The organism is Novibacillus thermophilus (assembly GCF_002005165.1).
Taxonomy (GTDB): domain Bacteria; phylum Bacillota; class Bacilli; order Thermoactinomycetales; family Novibacillaceae; genus Novibacillus; species Novibacillus thermophilus.
In genome coordinates, this window is record NZ_CP019699.1 from 2,121,249 (window position 1) to 2,142,190 (window position 20,942).

At 50.5% G+C, this 20,942-nt stretch carries 20 protein-coding genes and 2 pseudogenes; 21 read left to right on the forward strand and 1 reads right to left on the reverse strand.

Annotated elements, in window-relative coordinates; translation table 11 throughout:
- The first annotated feature begins 22 nt into the window (after positions 1-22).
- From rhaI to B0W44_RS10450, 9 genes and pseudogenes are all read left to right on the forward strand, one after another.
- Entirely contained in the window at positions 23-1,246 is a 1,224-nt protein-coding gene (rhaI, locus tag B0W44_RS10415) for an L-rhamnose isomerase (protein ID WP_077719981.1), read from the forward strand.
- A gap of 44 nt (positions 1,247-1,290) precedes the next feature.
- On the forward strand, positions 1,291-2,004 hold the full coding sequence (locus tag B0W44_RS19335; protein ID WP_472462583.1) for an FGGY family carbohydrate kinase: 714 nt from the start codon (positions 1,291-1,293) through the stop codon (positions 2,002-2,004).
- A 131-nt stretch (positions 2,005-2,135) separates the two neighbouring features.
- Positions 2,136-2,806: pseudogene (locus tag B0W44_RS19340) on the forward strand (FGGY-family carbohydrate kinase).
- A gap of 99 nt (positions 2,807-2,905) precedes the next feature.
- On the forward strand, positions 2,906-3,667 hold the full coding sequence (locus B0W44_RS10425) for a DeoR/GlpR family DNA-binding transcription regulator (protein ID WP_077719982.1): 762 nt from the start codon (positions 2,906-2,908) through the stop codon (positions 3,665-3,667).
- 38 nt (positions 3,668-3,705) lie between these two features.
- Positions 3,706-5,238 (forward strand): sugar ABC transporter ATP-binding protein, encoded by a 1,533-nt coding sequence (locus tag B0W44_RS10430; protein ID WP_228440975.1) that lies wholly within the window; start codon positions 3,706-3,708, stop codon positions 5,236-5,238.
- Entirely contained in the window at positions 5,235-5,444 is a 210-nt protein-coding gene (locus B0W44_RS10435; RefSeq protein WP_077719984.1) for a hypothetical protein, read from the forward strand. Before B0W44_RS10430 ends, B0W44_RS10435 begins: the two co-directional genes overlap by 4 nt.
- The gene (locus B0W44_RS10440; protein WP_149026983.1) at positions 5,423-6,196 is read left to right on the forward strand and encodes an ABC transporter permease; all 774 of its coding nucleotides are present in this window, start codon (positions 5,423-5,425) and stop codon (positions 6,194-6,196) included. Before B0W44_RS10435 ends, B0W44_RS10440 begins: the two co-directional genes overlap by 22 nt.
- A gap of 55 nt (positions 6,197-6,251) precedes the next feature.
- A complete protein-coding gene (locus B0W44_RS10445) occupies positions 6,252-7,229 on the forward strand; it encodes an ABC transporter permease (RefSeq protein WP_228440978.1) in 978 nt (325 codons plus the stop codon).
- Positions 7,230-7,331: 102 nt separating this feature from the next.
- Positions 7,332-8,408: an autoinducer 2 ABC transporter substrate-binding protein gene (locus tag B0W44_RS10450; protein ID WP_169835530.1), complete on the forward strand. Its 1,077-nt coding sequence runs from the start codon at positions 7,332-7,334 to the stop codon at positions 8,406-8,408.
- A 147-nt stretch (positions 8,409-8,555) separates the two neighbouring features.
- Here B0W44_RS10450 and B0W44_RS10455 read toward each other — a convergent pair whose 3' ends face one another.
- Positions 8,556-9,326, reverse strand: coding sequence for a DeoR/GlpR family DNA-binding transcription regulator (locus B0W44_RS10455; protein WP_077721345.1), 771 nt, complete (start codon positions 9,324-9,326; stop codon positions 8,556-8,558).
- Positions 9,327-9,628: 302 nt separating this feature from the next.
- Between B0W44_RS10455 and B0W44_RS10460 the strand changes: the two genes are divergently transcribed.
- The 12 genes and pseudogenes from B0W44_RS10460 (at position 9,629) to B0W44_RS10510 (ending at position 20,855) form a co-directional block, all read left to right on the forward strand.
- On the forward strand, positions 9,629-10,723 hold the full coding sequence (locus B0W44_RS10460; RefSeq protein ID WP_077719987.1) for a zinc-binding dehydrogenase: 1,095 nt from the start codon (positions 9,629-9,631) through the stop codon (positions 10,721-10,723).
- Between the two features lie 233 nt (positions 10,724-10,956).
- Positions 10,957-12,369, forward strand: coding sequence for an ABC transporter substrate-binding protein (locus B0W44_RS10465; protein WP_077719988.1), 1,413 nt, complete (start codon positions 10,957-10,959; stop codon positions 12,367-12,369).
- A gap of 89 nt (positions 12,370-12,458) precedes the next feature.
- The gene (locus B0W44_RS10470) at positions 12,459-13,406 is read left to right on the forward strand and encodes a carbohydrate ABC transporter permease (protein WP_228440984.1); all 948 of its coding nucleotides are present in this window, start codon (positions 12,459-12,461) and stop codon (positions 13,404-13,406) included.
- Positions 13,407-13,418: 12 nt separating this feature from the next.
- A complete protein-coding gene (locus tag B0W44_RS10475; RefSeq protein ID WP_418304044.1) occupies positions 13,419-14,234 on the forward strand; it encodes a carbohydrate ABC transporter permease in 816 nt (271 codons plus the stop codon).
- A gap of 15 nt (positions 14,235-14,249) precedes the next feature.
- Complete coding sequence (locus B0W44_RS10480) at positions 14,250-15,416, forward strand: ABC transporter ATP-binding protein (RefSeq protein WP_228440990.1); 1,167 nt, start codon at positions 14,250-14,252, stop codon at positions 15,414-15,416.
- A pseudogene (locus B0W44_RS18560) lies at positions 15,394-15,827 on the forward strand (ATP-binding cassette domain-containing protein); the annotation flags it as partial. The gene B0W44_RS10480 and the pseudogene B0W44_RS18560, both read left to right, overlap by 23 nt.
- Before the next feature lie 291 nt (positions 15,828-16,118).
- Positions 16,119-16,493 (forward strand): TOBE domain-containing protein, encoded by a 375-nt coding sequence (locus B0W44_RS18565; protein WP_228441664.1) that lies wholly within the window; start codon positions 16,119-16,121, stop codon positions 16,491-16,493.
- 22 nt (positions 16,494-16,515) lie between these two features.
- Positions 16,516-17,610 (forward strand): MDR/zinc-dependent alcohol dehydrogenase-like family protein, encoded by a 1,095-nt coding sequence (locus B0W44_RS10490; RefSeq protein ID WP_077719990.1) that lies wholly within the window; start codon positions 16,516-16,518, stop codon positions 17,608-17,610.
- A 25-nt stretch (positions 17,611-17,635) separates the two neighbouring features.
- Positions 17,636-18,112, forward strand: a complete 477-nt coding sequence (gene rpiB / locus B0W44_RS10495; protein WP_077719991.1) for a ribose 5-phosphate isomerase B — start codon at positions 17,636-17,638, stop codon at positions 18,110-18,112.
- Positions 18,113-18,119: 7 nt separating this feature from the next.
- Complete coding sequence (gene dhaK / locus B0W44_RS10500; RefSeq protein ID WP_077719992.1) at positions 18,120-19,121, forward strand: dihydroxyacetone kinase subunit DhaK; 1,002 nt, start codon at positions 18,120-18,122, stop codon at positions 19,119-19,121.
- 15 nt (positions 19,122-19,136) lie between these two features.
- Positions 19,137-19,787 (forward strand): dihydroxyacetone kinase subunit DhaL, encoded by a 651-nt coding sequence (gene dhaL, locus B0W44_RS10505; RefSeq protein ID WP_228440993.1) that lies wholly within the window; start codon positions 19,137-19,139, stop codon positions 19,785-19,787.
- 9 nt (positions 19,788-19,796) lie between these two features.
- A complete protein-coding gene (locus tag B0W44_RS10510) occupies positions 19,797-20,855 on the forward strand; it encodes a galactitol-1-phosphate 5-dehydrogenase (RefSeq protein ID WP_228440996.1) in 1,059 nt (352 codons plus the stop codon).
- Positions 20,856-20,942: the final 87 nt, after the last annotated feature.

Genomic DNA, 20,942 nt, shown 5'->3' on the forward strand with positions numbered 1-20,942 from the left:
ATTCAATCTGGAGGGATTTCAAGTGAGTGACATTCAGTACCAGGCGTTTGAAACCCGTCAAAAGGAGCGGGGGATCGACATCGAAGCTGTGAAGCGCGAACTGAAGGCACTGAAAGTCGAGACCCCTTCCTGGGGGTACGGCGACTCGGGAACGCGGTTCAAAGTGTTTAAAAAAGTCGGCGTCCCCCGCGATCCGTTTGAAAAATTGGACGACGCGGCCGTCGTTCACAAACTGACCGGCCTTACACCTTCCGTCGCCATCCACATTCCGTGGGACAAGGTGGACGATTACACGCAACTGTCGGAGTACGCGGCATCCCTCGGGCTTCGCATCGGGGCGGTGAATCCCAATTTGTTTCAGGAAGACGACTACATGCTGGGCAGCATTACGAATGCCGATGAAAACGTTCGGAAAAAAGCGGTCGACCACTTGCTGGAATGCGTCGAGATTGCGAAAGAAGTCGGATCAGACATTGTCAGTCTCTGGCTGGCCGACGGGACGAACTATCCCGGACAGGCGGACATCCGAAAACGCAAGCACTGGATGGAGGAAGCGTTGGCCCAAACGTATCAAGCGCTGGAGTCCGGCATGCGGTTGCTGATCGAATACAAATTTTTCGAGCCTGCTTTTTACCATACGGATCTGGCTGACTGGGGGATGGCGTACAACACAGCTGTAAAATTGGGGCCTCAAGCTGAAGTGCTGGTGGACACCGGCCATCACGCCCAGGGGACAAACGTGGAACACATCGTCGCCTATTTGCTGGACGAGGAGCGGCTCGGCGGATTTCATTTCAACTCGCGCAAGTATGCCGACGATGACCTGATCGTCGGAGCCATCAACCCGTACGAACTGTTTCTCATTTTCTATCAAATACTAGCGGCGTTGCGTGACGACGAACATCCCGGAACGCAACAGACTGCGAGACGGATTGCGTACATGATCGACCAAAGCCACAACATTGAGCCGAAAATTCCTGCCATGATCCGGTCGCTCCTCAATGTGCAGACGTACTACGCCAAAGCGCTGTTGATCCAATGGGACGAACTTGAGGACGCCCAGGCCAAACAAGATGTGTTGCGAGCAGAGGCTTGTGTGCGTGAAGCGTTTGAACAAGATGTCACGCCTCTCCTGCATGCCGTGCGGGAGGAGATGAACGTGCCGCGGGACCCGATGAAAGCTTTCTATGAAAGCGGCTACCTGGACAAGATTCAAGAACGCGGTGTAGGCGGAGCCAGTTGGTGACGTGTCGTCGGTTCTCATGATTTCAGCATTTGGGGGAACTCGTCATGGGTAAGCGGAATGGACAGGTGTGGAATGGATTAGCCGTCGATCTCGGGGCATCCAGTGGTTTGGTGCTCTTAGCTCAGTATGACGGTGAACGCCTGCAGTTTGAAGAAATTCACTCGTTTAAAAACGAGCCGGTGAGACTTCACTCCACCCTTCATTGGGATATATTGCGACTGTTCCACGAAATAAAAGGTGGTTTGCGGAGAGCGGAGAAGCGAGTGAAAAAGGACGGGGGAAGTGTGGCGTCGCTGGGGATTGACTCTTGGGCGGTGGATTACGGCCTTCTCGACCGCTCCGGCCGCCTCCTCGGCAATCCCGTCCACTACCGAAACGAGGCACACGCCGGCGCGATGGAAAAGTTGCTGAAACGCATCCCGCGGGACACTATTTTTCGGGAGACCGGGATACAGTTCATGCCGATCAACACGATTTACCAGCTCAGTGCCATGAAGGATGAAGACCACCCCCATCTGGAACAAGCGGAGACGTTTCTCATGATTCCCGATCTCATTCACTATTTCCTAACCGGTGAGAAAGCGGCCGAACTGACAAACGCCACGACGACCCAACTGTTTGATCCGACGCGGCGAACGTGGTCTGAGCCGTTGATCGGACAGCTGGGACTGCCGCGCCCCATCTTTCCCCCATCGTGGAGCCAGGGACAGAGATCGGAAAAGTGTTACCGTCCGTGTCGGAAGAAATTGGGGATATAAAGGCTAACGTCATCGCGGTGGCGACCCACGATACAGGATCTGCTGTCGCTGCGGTACCGGCACAGACAGAACGTTTTGCGTACTTGTCGTCTGGAACGTGGTCCCTCTTGGGGACAGAAGTAAAGGAGCCGGTGTTGTCTGATCGGGCGTTGGCGCTAAACTTCACCAATGAAGGCGGGGTCAACGGAACGTATCGGCTGCTCAAAAACATCATGGGGCTGTGGCTGTTACAAGAAGTGAAGCGGGTGTGGGAAGCGGAGGGGGATGCGTACACTTGGGACGAATTGACACACTTAACGTCTTCCGCCCCCCGTTTGTGTCCCTCGTCGATCCCGATGCTCCCGAGTTTTTGACACCCGGAGACATGCCGGAGCGCATCCGGGCGTACTGTCGCAAAACCGGGCAGCCTGTCCCCGAAACCCGGGGGGCGGTACTGCGGTGTATTACAGAGAGTCTCGCCCTTAAGCACCGTTTCGTCCTCGACCTGCTGGAAGAACTGACGGGACAACCGTTAGATGTGCTGCACATGGTGGGAGGCGGGACGCGGAACGAGCTCTTGTGTCAGTGGACGGCTAACGCCTGCGGCCGGCCGGTCGTCACCGGTCCAGTGGAAGCGAGCAGCTTAGGGAACATTTTAGTCCAGCTGATGGCAGCCGGAGAAGTCAATTCCCTGTCGGAAGGCCGACAGCTCATCTCCCAGTCCGTCCCGTTGAAAACGTATGAGCCAAAGGACAGGGACTTGTGGAGTGAAGCGTATGAGAGATTTAACAGATTGTGCCGCCTTCCCCAGCAGCAGTCCTGAACAAGGCAGTCTGTCACGCTATCAGCAACTATTTCCGCTCTTTTTGGTGCAGAAAAAGTCTACGTTATGCAGTGGAATTGGCAAAGTAGGAGGAATGAGATGTTAGTTGCAGAGAGGCACCGTGAAATTGTGGCGGTCGTCAACAAAAGAGGCAGTATACGGGTCACGGAATTGGCACAGTTATTCCATGTAACAGAAGAGACGATTCGCCGGGATTTGGAAAAGTTAGAATCGCAAGGAAAGCTCCAACGGAGTCACGGTGGAGCGGTTCGTACGGAGAGCACAGAGAGGGAGACACCTTTTTCGGAGCGGGAAATTGCCCACGTTAAAGAGAAGTCTGCCATCGCCCGGGAAGCCGTGAAACGGGTGGAAGAGTACGACTCCATTATACTGGACGCCAGTACGACTGCTTGGCAAATGGCGCGATTACTCCCGAACATTCGCCTTACAGTCGTCACAAACGCGATTAAAGTGGCGATGGAATTGGCGAACCGGTCACGGATTACCGTGATTTCAACCGGCGGGACACTGTCCCCGGAGTCGCTGTCGTACGTCGGTCCGTTAGCCGAGCGGTCGTTGGAAACGTATCACGTGAACAAACTGTTTTTCTCTTGCAGCGGATTACACACCGAACACGGATTGAGTGATCCGACAGAATGGCAAGCGGTACTCAAAAGGCGCATGATGTCCATCGCCGGACAGTGTTACTTGCTGGTGGACCACAGTAAATTCGGGGTTCAGGCGTTTTCGACCATTGCCGATGTCGCAGGTGTTCACGAAGTGATCACAGACGACAAAGTTGATTCGGACAGTGTAAAACAGCTGGAACAAGTCGGGGTTTCTGTCACATTGGCGACATAGACATCATGGACTCCGCTGTTTTGAAAGGAGGTAAAAGGGTGGAATCTAAGACACCGTTTCTAAAATTGACGGGGATCAGTAAAACATTTCCAGGGGTCAAGGCGCTGGACAACGTACAGCTGGAACTTTTGGAAGGGGAAGTCCACGCGTTAATGGGAGAAAACGGGGCCGGCAAATCGACGTTGATCAAAATATTGGCCGGTGTATTGGATCCCGATGAAGGGGGGCAAATCGTACTGGACGGCGAGCCTGTCCGCTTCCGCGATCCCCTCGACGCGTTACAGCGCGGCATTTCCGTCATCTACCAAGATTTGAGCCTGTTTACGAACTTGACTGTGGCCGAAAACATTACGTTTGGAACACAGATGGAACTCGGTGCCTTCCGCCGCGTGCACTGGAAAAAGATAAGGGAACAGGCGCAAGAAGCGCTGGATCAACTGGGGATGGAGCTAGATTTGAGACAGCGGCTAAGCGAGCTGAGTATCGCCAAACAGCAGATGGTGGCCCTCGCCCGGGCACTGCAGTCTGAAGCCCGGCTGATCATTATGGACGAGCCGACATCTTCCCTTTCTTCCAGTGAGATCGAACTGCTGTATCAGATTATCGAAACGTTAAAAGAAAAGAACATCGCTGTGCTGTTTATCAGTCACAAATTTCAAGAAGTGTTCAAAGTGGCGGATCGAATTACCGTGTTGCGCGACGGGCAGTACATCTCGACGGATCCGATAGAAAAAGTCACCGAGGATTCTCTCGTACAAAAAATGGTCGGGCGGTCCATTTTGTTCGAGCCCCTTAACGAGAAGAGTGCGGCGCGGGAAGACACCGTACTGGAAGTGAGGAACCTCAGCCGCCAAGGCCAGTTCCACAACATTTCACTCGAGTTGAAAAAGGGAGAAATACTGGGCATAACCGGTTTGGTCGGAGCAGGGAGAAGCGAGCTCGCCCAGGCCGTGTTCGGATTGAATGCTGCCGATTCCGGCGAGATTTTGATTGAAGGGGAAAAGGTTGCCTTTCGGCATCCGTCTGACGCCATTGAAAAAGGGATTGCTTACGTGCCTGAAAACCGAAAGTTGGAAGGTCTCGTGTTGTCCCAATCCATTTCTCGCAATATCACGATACCGATCCTGAAACGGATCAAAACGAACAAACTGCTCGATCTGAAGCGGGAGCAGCAGCTAGGTGAGAAGTACATCGCCGACCTAGATATTCGGCCGGCTGACCCTAATCGGTTGACCGGCGAACTGAGCGGCGGGAACCAGCAAAAAGTGGTCATCGGCAAGTGGCTGGCTGCTGAGCCGAAAGTGCTCATTGTCGATGAACCGACGAACGGCGTCGACATCGGGGCAAAAGTGGCGATTCACAAATTGTTGCGGCAGTTAGCGGCAGACGGGTTGGGAATTATCCTGATTTCTTCTGAGTTGCCAGAAGTGCTGACTGTCAGTGACCGCATTCTCGTAATGCGGCTGGGTCGGCTAGTCGCCGAGTTGGACGTTCAAGGAACGACGCAAGAAACCATTTTAGAGTACGCACTAGGGGAACGACAGCCAGAAGAAGGGAGGAAAGCCCTTTGAAGAGCTTGATGAAAAAGAGAGAGACAGGAATCGCCGCTATTTTGCTGATCCTCTTTATTTTCGTGTCGGCGCAGTCCCCCCAGTTTTTAACCGCAAGTAACCTGATAAATGTTTTGAACAACAATGTCGTGTTAGGAATTATGGCCTTGGGTATGACTGTCGTCATTATTACAGGGGCATCGACGTGTCGGTGGGATCTATGTTAGCCGCCATCGCGGTTATCATCGGCAACTTTCTGTTCACACCGTTTGCCAATGCCTTGACCGTTGTCGTCGTTGCCCTTGCGTCCGGACTGTTACTCGGTTTCATCAACGGGTTTTTTGTCGCCAAATTTCGTATTCCGGCCATCATAGTGACACTCGGGACGCTGAGTATTTATCGCGGCGTCAACCTAGAGGTGACGAGGGGAACGTGGATTTCCGGCCTGCCCGACTGGTTTTTGCAGTTCAACCGCACCAGTTTGCTCGGCATTCCCATTCCGATTTACGTCTTCGTTTTCGCCATTCTCGTCACTTACGGCTTGCTGAACTACACGCGCATCGGCCGCTGGATTTACGCCTACGGCGGCGACGCTGAATCGGCACAGCGCATCGGCATTAAACCGGAAAAAGTCCATCTGTTTGTATACAGTTACATGGGACTGATGACAGGGTTGGCGGCGTTGATGCACTCTGCTCAATTGGGAAACATTCAGCCTACCGCTGCCGTCGGGTTTGAACTGTTGGTCATTGCCGCCGTCGTGATCGGAGGGACGAACATTCTCGGCGGGATCGGTTCTGTCGTCGGAACGGTCCTCGGCGTGCTATTGCTCGCCTTTTTGCAAAACGGGCTCGTGCTGGCCCACATCAGTTCTTTCTGGCAAGACGTCATCATTGGCGCAATTATCGTCGCTGCCGTTACGTTTGATGTTGTACGGGAAAAGAGGAGGCAGCGGGAGAGGGTCGCCCTCCAAGTGTAGAGCAAAGACAGAGGTGGTAAAGGTTGTGCAACATTGAGCAGGGAGGGAAAAGGTCGTGACCGCATGGTTCCGTTCATTTGAGTTTTTACTGTTCGTGATACTCATCGCGTTAATGGCCATTATGGCCGTCACGTCACCCGCATTTCTTAGGTGGGACAATCTGTTTTTGATCACGCAACAAATGTCTGAACTCGGCATTATCGCCTTGGGGATGACCCTCGTCATTTTAACGGCGGGCATCGATTTGTCTGTCAGCTCGATCGTCGGTTTGAGTGCTACCACCATCGGATATTTGAGTTTCCACGGGGTGAATATTTGGGTCGCAGTGTTGGCGGGTTTAACGGTTGCCGTCCTCTGTGGAATGTTTAACGCTCTATTTATCGCCCGGATCGAGGTATCCCCTATACTCGTCACGCTGGGAACGATGTCGCTCTTTCAGGGGATCGCCCTGTACGTGACGAAAGGGAATGCGTTTTCTAATTTCCCCGAGTCTTACAACGTCATCGGCCTGGGCTATGTGGGTCCATTTCCGGTCCAGTTTCTCATCTTTGCATGTCTTGCAGTCGTGATCGCCCTTGTGCTGAAACGCACTCCGTGGGGGAGGAGCATTTATTTAATCGGCGGGAATACAGTGGCCTCCCGCTTCTCCGGTGTCAACCACCGCAAAGTGCTGTTTTACGTTTACGTGCTCGTCGGTTTGCTGTGCGGTATTGCCGCTGTCATCATTTCGTCACGGGTGAATACGGCCAGGCCGGACTGGGGGAGTTCTTACTTGTTGCAGTCCATTGCGGCCGTCGTGCTTGGAGGAACGATGTTGACGGGCGGGAAAGGAAGTATTTTAGGGACGGTCATGGGGGTGAGCATTTTTGCCGTCTTGTCGAACGGACTGAATCTAAACGGCGTATCGCCTTTCATGCAGAATGTCTTCATGGGGGCCATCTTGATCGTCGTGTTAGTCATCCGTTATTACACCCACACCCACTCACGCAAAAAACAAAAACAACGTGAGCCGTCGAAACAGCTGTCGGCGTAGTTCACTTTATAAAGGGGGGATGTCTATGTGAAGTAACCGTCACTTTCGCGTAAAGGGGTTATCGTTTCAGTTGCGAACAAAGAAATTCTGGGAGGGTTTCCATTGCGTTTAAAGAGACATTTATTTTTACTGTTTGTGTTGTTGGTGTCAACAGCGGTCATCTTTGCGGGATGTGGCGTCAAGGATACTTCTTCAGACGGGGCAGCCGAATCTGATACACCTGAAGAAGAGACGACATCTGATGCCCAGCAAGGGGAAGGGGGATCAGACGGCAGTTATAAGATTGCGTTAGTCCCAAAACTGGTGGGGATTCCGTACTTTGAAGTCGCAGCAGAGGGAGCGGAAAAAGCAGGAGAAGAACTCGGAGTAGAAGTCATTTACACGGGTCCGACGGAAGCTGACGCAGCCCAACAGGTGAATACGATTCAAGATTTAATCAGTCAAGGCGTGGATGCCATTGCCGTAGCGCCGAACGACGCCCAAGCTCTCACTCCGATTTTGAAAGAAGCTCAGGAAAGTGGTATCCTCGTCCTCAGCTGGGACACGGCGGCTGAAGAAGGGGCGACCGAATACTTTGTGAATCAACTGGATGGAGACACGTACGGCCGTCACCTCATGGATTTGCTCGTGGAAAGCATGGGGAAAGAGGAAGGGAAGTACGCTATTGTCACCGGGGCTTTAACCGCTGCCAACTTGAACGCCTGGATTGAAGCGGCGCAAAAACAAGCGGAGGAACACTACCCCGGGTTAGAGCTCGTCACAGATGTGGTCCCTTCAGATGAGGACCAACAGATGGCGTTTCAACAAGCACAAAATTTACTCAGTGCCTATCCGGACCTCGACGGGTTTATCGGGGTCAGCACACCGGCGCCGATTGGAATCGCTCAAGCTGTACAGCAAGCAGGGAAACAAGATGAAGTCGCCGTTGTCGGAACGACGTCTCCGAATATGGCCAACGAGTACTTGAAAGACGGGTCCCTTGACGTCGCGTCCCTGTGGAACCCTGCCGATTTGGGTTACTTGGCCATTGCCGTTGCCAAAAAGGCGTTAGACGGAGAGGAGATCGGCGAAGGGTTACAGATTGAAGGGTACGATCAGTTAGAAGTCCGGGGGAGCGAGATTATCATGGGTCCGCCGCTAGACTTCACAGCTGACAACGTCGACGACTACGACTTTTAAACTGTGAACCGGGCACGGTATGAAAATTCCGTGTCCGGTTTTTTGTTAGCGGCTTGAAGCCGGTTCAAAAGGGTTTTCCCTCAATCTTTTAGAGGTTCGGTAAGTGAGTTTTTCCAGACGGTTGGAACGGAAGCGTGTTAAAGAACTTTACTCACTGGGAACGATCACGTTTATACCTTTATCGCGAAACTTTCGGATAACACTTTCCGGTGTTTTACGGTCAGTGATGAGCGTTGTGACTTGTTCTGTTTTGGCAAAAGAGGCGATCGAACTCTTCTCCATTTTACTGTGATCCAAAAGAGCCACGACATGTGGCGAAGAGTCAACCATCAGTTTTTTCAGTTCGACCTCGTACATGTTAAAATCCGTTAACCCGTCTTCAAAGGTAAAGCCCCTCGCTGATAAAAAAGCCGTATCTACATTGATTTCGTTAAAAATGTGCCGGCTTAACGTCCCTTCCAGTGAAATAGAGCCAATTCTCAAGATGCCGCCCGTGACGATGACGGTAATTTCCGGGTTCTCTCTCAATTCCATCGCGGCCATCAAGCCGTTCGTAATAACCGTCAAGCGAATTTTCCTTTTCCTGAGACTGCGCGCCATTTCCAGACAGGTCGTACTGCCATCAAGTAAAATACACTGCCCAGTTTCCACCATGTCTGCTGCTGTTTTGCCAATTGCGATTTTTTCTTGCCTGTTTTTCTTTTCACGCACTAAAAAACTGTATTCAGACGAGACGTTGTCCGCCAGAACGGCACCGCCGTGTATGCGTTTAATGTGCCCTTCTTTTTCTAATGCAGTCAAGTCTGAACGAAGCGTTGCTTCTGTTACGTTAAATAGTTGGGACAACTCTTTCACGGTAGCCCGTTGATGCTGGTTTAAATACTCTAAAACCCTTTGTTTTCGTTCGAGAGAAAACACTTTAGACAATGGGTCACCTCCTTAAAACCGAAATATGCATAAAATAATGTTAACAAAGCGAATATAAAATAACAATAAAAAGTCAAAAAAAGAAAATAAATATAGAGTATTTACCGTATTTGAACTCATTCGACAGCCTGGTTAACTCCGTTTGACAAAAAATATATCTTAAACGAATATAATCAAACAATTAAAAGCTCCTTATGACTTTTTATTGCTCGTTTTTGTTGACATAAAGAGCGTATTCCGGTATATAATAATCATAAATAAACAAAATTAAACGTCTAGTCAGGAGTGAATGGATGAATAAGCATGAGGTTGTGACATCGAAAGCGTACCGATTAATCGCGCCTGGGAAATTTGTAGAAACCACGCTCCAACATGAAGTAAAACAAGAACAAGTGGTTGTTAAGCCGACATTAGCCAGCATTTGCCATGCAGACCTTCGGTACTACACCGGCAAGCGGAAGCGAAACGTTCTGAAAGAAAAGCTGCCAATGGCTTTATTTCATGAGGGGATCGGTCACGTGGTGATCTCAAATGCCGACTCTGTCCCACCAGGGCAACGCGTGGTCATTGTTCCCAATATACCCGGCAGGTTGTTAAATAACAACAGCGGCAAAAGCAGACTTCCCCAATCTACTTTAAGAAATAACGTTGCGGATAACTATGCCGCTGACAGTGTTTTTCTGGGAAGCGGGTATGACGGCATCGGGCAGAGTCACCTCGTGTTGCCGGCTGAGAACGCGGTTCCGGTTCCCGACAGTATTCCGGACGGGATTGCTGTACTGACTGAACTGAGCTCAGTTTCGTTACATGCGATACATCACGTATCAGCATTTCTTAAAGAGGGGAAAGTGGCCGTTTTCGGCGACGGTCCGGTGGGGTTTTTGACCGCGGCCATGCTTTACCACGTTTTCCGCATTCCGAAATCTCAGCTCCTCGTATTTGGCGCGGTACGCGAGAAATTGGCACAGTTTGATTTTGCGACGACCCATCTCGTACAAGACTACCATTTTCACAGACAGCAAAATGTGGCAACTGTTATCGAATGCACGGGAGGCGTGTTCAGTGAAAGTGCGATAAATCAAGCGATCGATTTAATAGCGCCGCAAGGCAAGATCGTATTGTTGGGCGTTTCAGAAGAAAGGGTGCCGATCAATACGAGGGATGTCCTCGCCAAGGGGTTAACGCTGATCGGGAGCTCCCGAAGCACTGTCAGCGACTTCAAAGCACTGATGCAAGACTTTCAAAATCAAGCCTATCAGCAAACAATAGAGAAACTTTTGCCGGATCAATATGATTACATTCGAAACGTAAATGACTTACATAACACAATGGATAGGGCATCTAAAAATAAAGGATGGAAAAAAATAATAATGAATTTTGATTGGTAAAAGCAAAAAATAAAAAGTATTATGAAATGCAAATTGTATATAAATACATTATAAAAACAAAAAAGTAATTGACAAACGAAAATTGAGAAATTAAAATAACATCAAATAATATTTTGAAGCTGTCGTATTTTTTCGCACAAGAAAGGAGGTGTCATGATTGCGGTAGATTTTTGTCGCAGCGCTCACAGTGGGAGCCAACAGTTAAACGGGAAATGGATGGAGGGAATTCGACAATGTCGAAAAAAAGTTGGCTGATATCACTCATACTTGTTACCGCTTTCACCGTAGCGGCTTGTGCTTCAAACGAATCGGCATCTGATTCTGGGGCAGAATCAGACGAAGCTGAAACCGGATCGGCTGAGGCGTTTGATTGGAAAATGGCAGACGGAACGACGATTGAGGTCGCGTTCAACCAACATCCGTATGCCGATGCGATTATCGAGAAGCTAGATGCGTTTAAGGATTTGACGGGAATAACGGTCGATTACTCCGTTACGCCTGAGGAAAACTACTTCGACGTTGTGACGACAGCACTGAATGCGAAAAACGGGAAACCGGATGTTTTTATGACCGGATCGTATCAACTGTGGGAGTACGCCCCGGCCGGTTACATTCAAGGGTTGGATGAGTTTTTGAATGACCCGTCCAAAACAAGTCCTGATTACGATGCAAGCGATTTCTTAGAAGGAGTCATTCAAAGTAACCGCTGGGACCTTACGCCGGGAAATCCGGCAGGTGAAGGGGAACTGTGGGCGATTCCCATCGGGTTTGAGACGAACGTCCTCGCGTACAACAAACGAGCTTTTGAGGAAAACGACCTTGAAGTTCCGACGACGTTCGAAGAGTTAATTGAAACAGCCGAAAAACTGCAAGGGTGGAACGGGCCGGGTTCCTACGGAATTGCCACGAGGGGGACGCGTTCGTGGGCCACGATTCACCCAGGCTACATGACCGCCTACTCCATGCACGGCGCCAAAGACTTTGACGTTGAAGACGGCAAACTCGTCGCACAGGTAAACAGTCCTGAGGCAATTGAAGTGACCGACATGTTTGCTGAATTAGTGAAAAGAGGCGGACCGCAAGACTGGGCAAGCTACACGTGGTATGAAGTGTCGTCTGATTTAGGGGCAGGAAAGGCCGCCATGGCGTTTGATGCCAGCAGCGCTTCTTATTTCCAGAGCGTTGAAGGCGCTTCACAAGAGGGTGAAAATCTGGCTTGGGCACCGCCGCCGCTGACGAAGGACGGAGCTGAACTCGGCGCCAACTTGTGGATCTGGTCATTGGCTATGAATGAAACGTCTGAGAAAAAAGACGCAGCCTGGCTGTTTATGCAGTACTTCTCAGGTAAGGAACACACACTTTGGGGCGCTACAGAAGCGAGCGTTTTCGATCCAGTTCGTTCCTCCGTCTGGGAAGACCCTGCATTCAAAGAAAAGATTGCCCAAAAAGACGGTTATAAAGAGACGTTCGATGCCATTATCGATAACACGTCCATCAAGTTTACGCCGCAACCGGAATTTTTCAATACGACGACTGAATGGGCCGGGGCCCTCCAGGATATCATTACGTCCGGTGCCGATACTGAGGAGAGGATGAATCAACTGGCCGAAGACTTAAACGAGCGTGTATCGAGAATCAGAAGATAAAGGCCATGAAAAACGGGAAGGGGCAGAGGGGAACACCACTTCTCTGTCCCTCGCTCAACACGCATTCTCAACCAGAAGGAGGGCTTTACGTGAGAGAGAGTGGAATCCAGCCTTCCACCGTGTCAAACGACGTGACCGTTCAATCGCCTAAACGTCAACCACCTTTTATGCGGAGGGCTAGACCTTATCTCATCCTTGCACCTGCGCTGTTACTGACGGCAGGAATTTTATATCCGTTCGTTATCTCTATTTATTATTCGCTGACGAACTATTCGTTTAAGTATGCTGATTATTCCTTTGTCGGGTTGGAAAACTGGGTGTACATGTTTAAAAATCCGGACTTTTACCACAGCGTGGTGGTTACGCTGAAGTACGCCCTGTTTTCCACCGGGATCCAGACAGTGTTAGGTGTCATTGTGGCATTGTTGCTGAACCAGGAAACGCGGCTCGCCAAATCACTCAGAATCGTGTTAATCTTTCCGCTGATGGTGGCGCCGGTCATCGCCACGCTGATCTGGCAGCTTATGACTAATCAGTCTGTGGGCATTCTCAATCAGTGGCTTCGATTCTTCGGAGTAGAAAATTTTATGTGGGGGGCTGATCCCAAAACGGCACTGTTCACGGTTGTTCTAATCGATGTGTGGGTTTACACGGCGTTCGTCATCGTGCTCGTATTGGCAGGATTGCGGTCATTGCCCCAGGCTCCCTTTGAATCGGCGAAAATAGACGGGGGGTCTGCCTGGTTTACGTTTAAAACGTTAACCTTGCCGATGATCATGCCGTACATCCTCATTGCTGTCGTGTTTCGATTAATGATTTCATTACAAGAGTTTTCTATCATTTTCGCCCTAACGCGTGGAGGACCCGGAGATACTTTGATGACTCTTTCGCTCCGAGCGTACGTGGAGGCCTTTACATATAAGGAGTTAGGTTTTGCCATTCCGTACATGCTCGTTTTGTGGGTCATTGTGTTTATTGCCAGTAATTTTCTGATCAAATACTGGAGCTACTCTCAGCGCAAGGCTTCAGGCAATTGAGGAGTGGTCAAATTGTCTCGAAGGTTTTTGGCCATTTTACGCAACGCTTTTTTAATCTTGTATGCGTTATTTGCATTGTTCCCCCTTTTCTGGATGTTGCTCATATCGTTTAAGCACGATCGCGACGTGTACACGACGACATTTGTTTTCAGTCCGACAGTTGAGAATTACACAACCTTGATCACAGACGGTGTGTACGTGCACTTTTTCCTGAACAACTTGATCGTCAGTGGCGGGGCGGTCCTCTTGTCCGTTGTCGTCGGTGTCCCTGCGGCGTACGCATTTGCCAGGTTTAAGTTTAAAGGCCAAGAATCGCTGGCTTTCACGCTGCTGTCTTTCCGCTTTGCTCCTGAGATCCTGGTTATTCTGCCGCTGTATTTAATTTACCAGCAGTTAGGGCTGTACAATACGCACTTTGGTTTGATCTGGGTACTGCAACTCATTACGTTACCTTTAATCGTGTGGGTGTTAAGGGGGTACTTTGAAGAGATATCGCCGGAAATTGAACATGCGGCACGGATGGACGGTTACCCTTGGTGGCACGTGTTTTTGAAGATTTTAATGCCGCTGATCAAACCGGGATTAGTCGCATCAGCGCTGTTGTCCTTTATCTTTGCCTGGAATAACTTTACGTTTCCGCTGTTGTTGGGAAGTCAAGATGTCATGACGACCACGGTCGGAACTCTCCGTTACATCTCGTCAGAAACAGTGCAGTACGGGCAGATGGCTGCCGCAGCGACAGTCGCCACGATTCCCCAGATCGTGCTGGCGATGCTCATTCAAAAACATTTGGTCCGCGGATTAAGCATGGGAGCGGTGAAGGGTTAACGTTGTCAACTCACGATGATAGGGGTGACGGATTTGGCTGATGTCAAGCTGCAAAACATAACAAAACAATTTCATCATCAAACAGTGTTGGACAACATCAGTTTTGACGTCAAAGATAAAGAGTTTTTCGTAATATTCGGCCATGCCGGCGCGGGGAAGACGACTATTCTGAACACGATTGCCGGCCTCTATGCGCCTGATTCTGGACAGGTCCTAATTGATAACCGAGAAGTGACTGGTGTCGAACCGGAAGACCGGAATATTGCCATGGTTTTTGAAAACTACGCCTTGTACCCCCACTACACTGTTTTTGAGAACATCGCGTCACCGCTTAAAAGTCCGAAACACAGACAGCCGCAGCGTGTGATTGAAGAAAAAGTCATCCGTACGGCCAAAAAGTTAAACATCGATCACCTCCTCGACCGCAAACCGTCAGAACTGTCCAACGGCCAAAGGCAAAGGGTGGGGCTGGGGCGGGCATTAGTTCGAGAACCGGAAGCTTTCCTGATGGATGAACCGCTCACCCACTTGGATGCCAAGTTACGGCATCAAATGAGAGCAGAACTCAAGGAAATGCAGTACCACCTTGATACGACGACGGTATACGTCACCCACGACTATTTGGAAGCGATGAGTCTCGGCGATCGGATTGCCATCCTGAACGAAGGAAAAATTGAACAGATCGGGACTCCCCACGACATTTACTACTTCCCCGCATCTGAATACGTCGCCCAGGCATTCGGGGAGCCGGAGATCAATTTACTGGAAGGGCACGTACAAACTGAACACGGAAAACACTGGCTCGCGATTCACGAGATAGGCGAAGACTTTCTCCTCCCTGAAGACGTTAGCCGCACACTGCTGGAGCGAGGGGCGCGGGTGTTGAGTGTGGGACTGAGGCCGACAGACATCGATTTTAGCCGGACAGACGAAAATGGCGGGTTACCCGGAACCGTGTACAGCTTTGAGCCGTTGGGGGCTAAGGCGATTCTGTCCGTTAAAGTAAAAGAGCGGATCATCAACACGGTCACTTCCGCAGACGAGGAGCTCAATCTGGATGAACGCGTCTTTTTGAAGATACATTTGGATAGAGCGGTCTTTTTTGACCGTGATGACGGCAAATTTCTTGCGCGGAGCAAGAGGAAAGGAGGGATAGAGCGTGGCCGAATTGCAGTTGATTGACTTATGCAAAACCTATTACAAAAACAGACAACCGATCAACGCAGTAAAGTCTTTTAGTTTGCAGGCTCATGACGGAGAGTTCATCGCCCTGTTGGGGCCTTCTGGCTGCGGCAAATCGACCACATTGAGAATGATCGCTGGGCTGGAGGAGATTACGTCTGGCGAGATCAAAATTGGGGATCAAGTCATAAACGACGTCCCCCGAAGGACAGAGGCGTGGGTCTGGCCTTTGAAAATTATGCCCTGTACCCTCCGTTAAACGTTTTCGACAACATTTCGTTCAACTTAAAAGCGAAAGGGATAAAGGCGGACAAAATAAAGGCCGAAGTGTTGCGCATCGCTGAAATGCTGCAGATTGAAGATCTGTTACACGTGAAGCCTGCCAAACTCTCGGGCGGGCAGAAACAGCGGGTCAACATTGCCCGGGCAATCATACGCCGTCCGAAAGTGTTGCTGCTCGATGAGCCGCTGTCCCACTTGGACGGGAAAATGAGGCAAAAAATGAGAACAGAGATCAAACGGTTACAAAGCGACATTCGAGCCACGACGATTATCGTCACCCACGATCAGTCGGAAGCGTTGGCGCTGGCAGACCGGATTGCTGTTCTCCACGAAGGCGAATTACAGCAGTACGGGACTCCTGTCGAGATATTCAACTCTCCTAAAAACGAGTTTGTGGCGAGCTTTATAGGGGAACCGGCGATGAACATCTTTACTGTAGAAACTGTCTTCTCAGAAGATCAACTGCAGTTCAAAATCGAGGGGGCTGACATTACATTTAACGTACCTGAACAACTGAGAGAGAAAGTAAAAACAGGAGGGAAATACCGTTTCGGTATTCGACCGACAGACGTGGAAGTCGTCTCAGCCTCCCAAGACTATACGTTCTCTCACGAGGTGGCGGCCTTTGAAAATCTCGGTGAAGAGTTTCGCGTCATGCTCAGATTGAACGGAACCGTATTTAATGTGGTGACGAACGAAGAAATAGATTTTAAACGGGGAGAAACCATTTATTTAAAAATAAAAGCACATAAGATTAACCTCTTTGATTTTAAGTCCAGGAAACGCCTGAACTAAATAACTGAATGGAGGGATTGACATGGGCGTCAAAACGGAACTTCCACGCGAACTTCCCAAAAAGATGAAAGCAGTGGTCGCATACGCGCCAGGTGACTATCGGCTGGAAGAGGTGGACACGCCGAAAGCGGGGCCGGGGGAGATTGTCATCAAAGTGGAAGCGTGCGGCATTTGTGCCGGTGATTTGAAAGCGTACGATGGGGCTCCAAGTTTTTGGGGAGATGAGACTCAGCCCGCCTACATAAAGGCTCCCGTCATCCCCGGGCATGAGTTTGTCGGGCATGTCGTACAGACGGGAGAGGGGGTTGAAGGTTTTTCCTTTGGAGACCGCGTCATTTCAGAGCAAATTGTGCCGTGTTGGAAATGCCGCTTTTGTCAGCGCGGGCAGTACTGGATGTGCGAGAAGCACGACTTATACGGCTTTCAGTACAACGTCAACGGCGGAATGGCTGAGTATATGAAATTTACGAAAGAGGCGATTAATTATCGAGTTCCTGACCACTTAACGCTGGAACAGGCGGTACTGATTGAACCGTATGCCTGTTCATTGCACGCCATACAACGTGCCCAGATACAATTAGGGGATTTTGTCGTCTTGTCAGGTGCCGGAACGTTGGGATTGGGCATGGTCGGAGCGGCCAGAAGGTCTGGTCCCGGAAAGTTAGTTGTACTTGACCTCATCGACGAGCGGCTGAAACTGGCCCAAAAATTCGGAGCGGACGTCGTCATGAACCCGCTCAAAGTGGATGTCGTTTCAGAGATCAAAAACATGACAGACGGCTACGGGTGTGACATTTACATTGAAGCTACCGGACATCCGAAGTCAGTCGAACAAGGGCTTTCGATGATTCGCAAATTGGGGAGGTTCGTCGAGTTCAGTGTGTTTAAAGATCCGGTGACGGTTGACTGGAGCATTATAAGTGACCGGAAAGAACTGGATCTTTTAGGTTCTCACTTGGGACCGTACTGTTATCCGATCGTCATCGACGGCATCGAAAGGGGCTATTTGCCGACAGAAGGCGTCGTGACGCATCAACTGCCGTTAGATCAATTCGAACGAGGTTTCGAGTTGGTCAAGAGCGGTAAGCACTCCATTAAAGTCGTATTAATTCCGTAACATCACATGATGGCTGGTGATTTCTGTGGACATCGCAATCGGTTCAGACCACTTCGGCTACACGCTGAAAGAGGCAGTGAAACAGTTTCTCCTCGAACTCGGTCATAACGTTGTCGATTACGGATGCAAAGATTGTGAAGAAGTGGATTATCCAGATGTCGCGTTTCGAGTGGCGACAGATATACGGGATCAAAAGTATTCGAGAGGGATACTCATCTGTGGAACTGGCATCGGGGTGTGCATCGCGGCCAATAAAGTTCCTGGGGTGCGCGCCGCTGTTTGCCACGACACTTATTCTGCAGAACGGGCACGCAAGAGCAACAACGCCCAAATTTTGGCGATGGGGGCGAAAATTATCGGCGAAGAAGTGGCCAAAAAAGTTGTTAAAGAGTGGCTTGAGTCTGAGTTTTCGGGCGGTCGTTCCCTGCGTAAGGTTAAAAAAATAGACGCGCACGAGAAGGCGTTGAACAGCACCAATCATTCAACAAATGGAGGAGTGTAAGGGCTGTATGAAGAAACTCATAAACAACCCCGATCATGTCGTAGATGAGATGATTGAAGGGTTTGTCGCGGCGCATCCGCAGTACGTCCGAAAGTTGGAAAGCAACAAGCGTTCCGTCGTGAGTGTGAATTCTGGACGAAAAGGGAAAGTCGGCGTGGTGATTGGAGGGGGGTCGGGTCACAAACCGGCCTTTATCGGGTATGTCGGAAAAGGGATGGCTGACGGAGTCGCGGTCGGCAACATATTTGCCTCTCCGCCCCCAGATCCAATATTAGAAGTTACCAAAGCGGTGGACGGAGGGAAAGGTGTCATTTATCTGTACGGCAATTATGCCGGAGATTGCATGAACTTCGACATGGCGCAGGAACTGGCATCCCTGGAAGGAATCCGCGTCGAGACCGTGCTAGTGACAGACGATGTCGCTTCTGCCCCGAAGGGTGAGATGGAAAAGCGCCGGGGCATTGCCGGAGACTTTTTGGTCTTCAAAGCAGCAGGGGCAGCCGCAGATATGGGCCATGATCTGGATGAAGTGGTGCGTTTGGCCAAAAAGGCGAATGATCAGACGCGAACGATGGGGGTAGGGTTAACGCCGTGTTACATTCCGCAAACTGGAGAGCCGAGCTTTGAACTTGACGACAGTGAAATGGAAATCGGACTCGGAATCCACGGCGAACCTGGCGTCAAACGCGGTGAACTTCAGACGGCGGACAAAGTGGCAGACTTTCTTTTAGAGCAGATAACAGGAGATCTGAGCCTGGTCAAAGGGGATACCGTCACGGTACTCGTCAACGGTTTAGGGTCTACTCCGTATTTAGACTTGTACATCGTGTTCAGAAGAGTTGCACACGTTTTAGCTGAAAAAGGCATATCCATTTACCGTTCCTACGTGGGAGAGTACGTCACTTCCTTGGAAATGGGCGGTTGTTCCATTACGTTGATGAAAATGGATGATGAAATGATAGAGTTGGTCGATTATCCTGCTGACTGTCCGATGTTTGTTCAAACATGAAGGGTGGTGGTTCGTGTGAATGCGGAACAGTTTAAACAACTGTTGTCGGACATCGCAGCAAACGTAGAAAAAGAAAAGGACTACTTATCCCAGTTAGACAGGGCCGTAGGCGATGGAGACCACGGTGTGACTATGTCCATTGGGTGGCAAGCGATAAAAAAGAGATTGGCGCACGAATTGAAAGATGAGCAGGATTGCGGCAAAATATGTCAGGATACGGCCATGACGTTTCTCAATGCGGTCGGTTCCTCAGTCGGCCCCCTTTACGCTACGGCGTTGCTGAAAGGGGCCAGTCTTTTCAGCGGGAAGACATCGTTGACGAAAGAGGACATCATTCAATTTCTCATTGCCGCAGGCAAAGGAATTCAAGAGAGGGGGAAGGCACAAGTCGGAGATAAAACGATGGTCGACACTTGGATCCCAGCCATCGAAGCTCTAGAAGAGGAAAGTCGAAGGGGAAAAACGCTGGTGGAGTGTTTGGAAGCGGCTGTTCGCAGTGGCGAGGAGGGGATGAAGTCTACCGTGGAGATGGTCTCTAAAAAGGGGCGCTCTAGTCGCCTAGGAGAACGGTCTAAGGGACATCAGGACCCAGGTGCTACGTCGAGTTACATTATACTTAAGACGTTCTTGACATGTGTGAAAAACTTTGAGGCGACAAAGTCTTAAAAGCGGGGGATGACAGTGCATCAAAAAATGAAGGCGGCCGTCTTGTACGCACGAGGAGATGTGAGGCCCGACGTCGTGGATATCCCGCAAATCAGCGAGGACGAAGTCTTAATTAAAGTGAAGTACTGCGGCATTTGCGGGTCCGATGTGCCCCGCGCGATGATAACTGGCGCAAGGACGTACCCTCTCATATTGGGGCATGAATTTTGCGGTGAAGCCGTGAAAGTCGGTGATTCTGTCCGCACGGTTCAGCCGGGAGATCGCGTCGTGGTAGCGCCCCTCATCCCATGTGGCAAGTGTCCGTACTGTATGGCAAGTGATTACGGGTTGTGCGAACATTACAACATTATTGGAACAGGGAGTCACGGCGCTTTCGCTGAGTATGTGAAAGCCCCGGGTCATCACGTCCTTCCCATCGATGACGAACTCGATTTTGAAACGGCAGCCGGGGTTGAGCCCGCGACGATCGGTTACCACGGGTTAAAAAAGGCAGGGATTCTGCCGGGAGAGACGGTTGTGATTATGGGGTGCGGGCCGATCGGCCAGTTAACGCTTCAATGGGCCAAAATTTTTGGGGCGGCCACTGTCATCGCCGTCGACATATTCGAGGAAAAGCTAGAATTGGCAAAAGCGTTGGGGGCCGACCGAACGATCAACGCAACGGAGGGCGACGTCGCAACCCGCATCCGTGAACTCACGGGTGGCGGTGCCGACGTCGTCGTAGAGACAGCCGGAAGCTCCACGACCCAGGAGCAGTCTATTCTATCTGCCCGAAAAAAAGGGCGCGTCATCTTGGTCGGGATCTCCCATTCGAATCTTCCATTAAAGGAAGAAGCGGTCGAGCACCTTTTGCGCGGTGAAATCCACATTCAAGGAACGTGGAACTCGTATACGGCACCTTTTCCGGGTGCGGCCTGGAAAGCGGCGTTACATTTTATGACGAAGGGAGCCCTTCAGTTTAAGCCGATCATTTCCCACAAAATTTCCGTTGAAGAAGTCGGAACGTATCTGAAGGGAATGGCGGATCGGACGCTTTATTACAATAAGGTGCTCGTTGCCTTTGGTTGAGCCCCACCCTTTCGCTGCGGCAAACTCGATGAAGGCATGCGCACAACGCTTGCGTATGCCTTTTTGTTATAAACTGGTTGAGAAAAC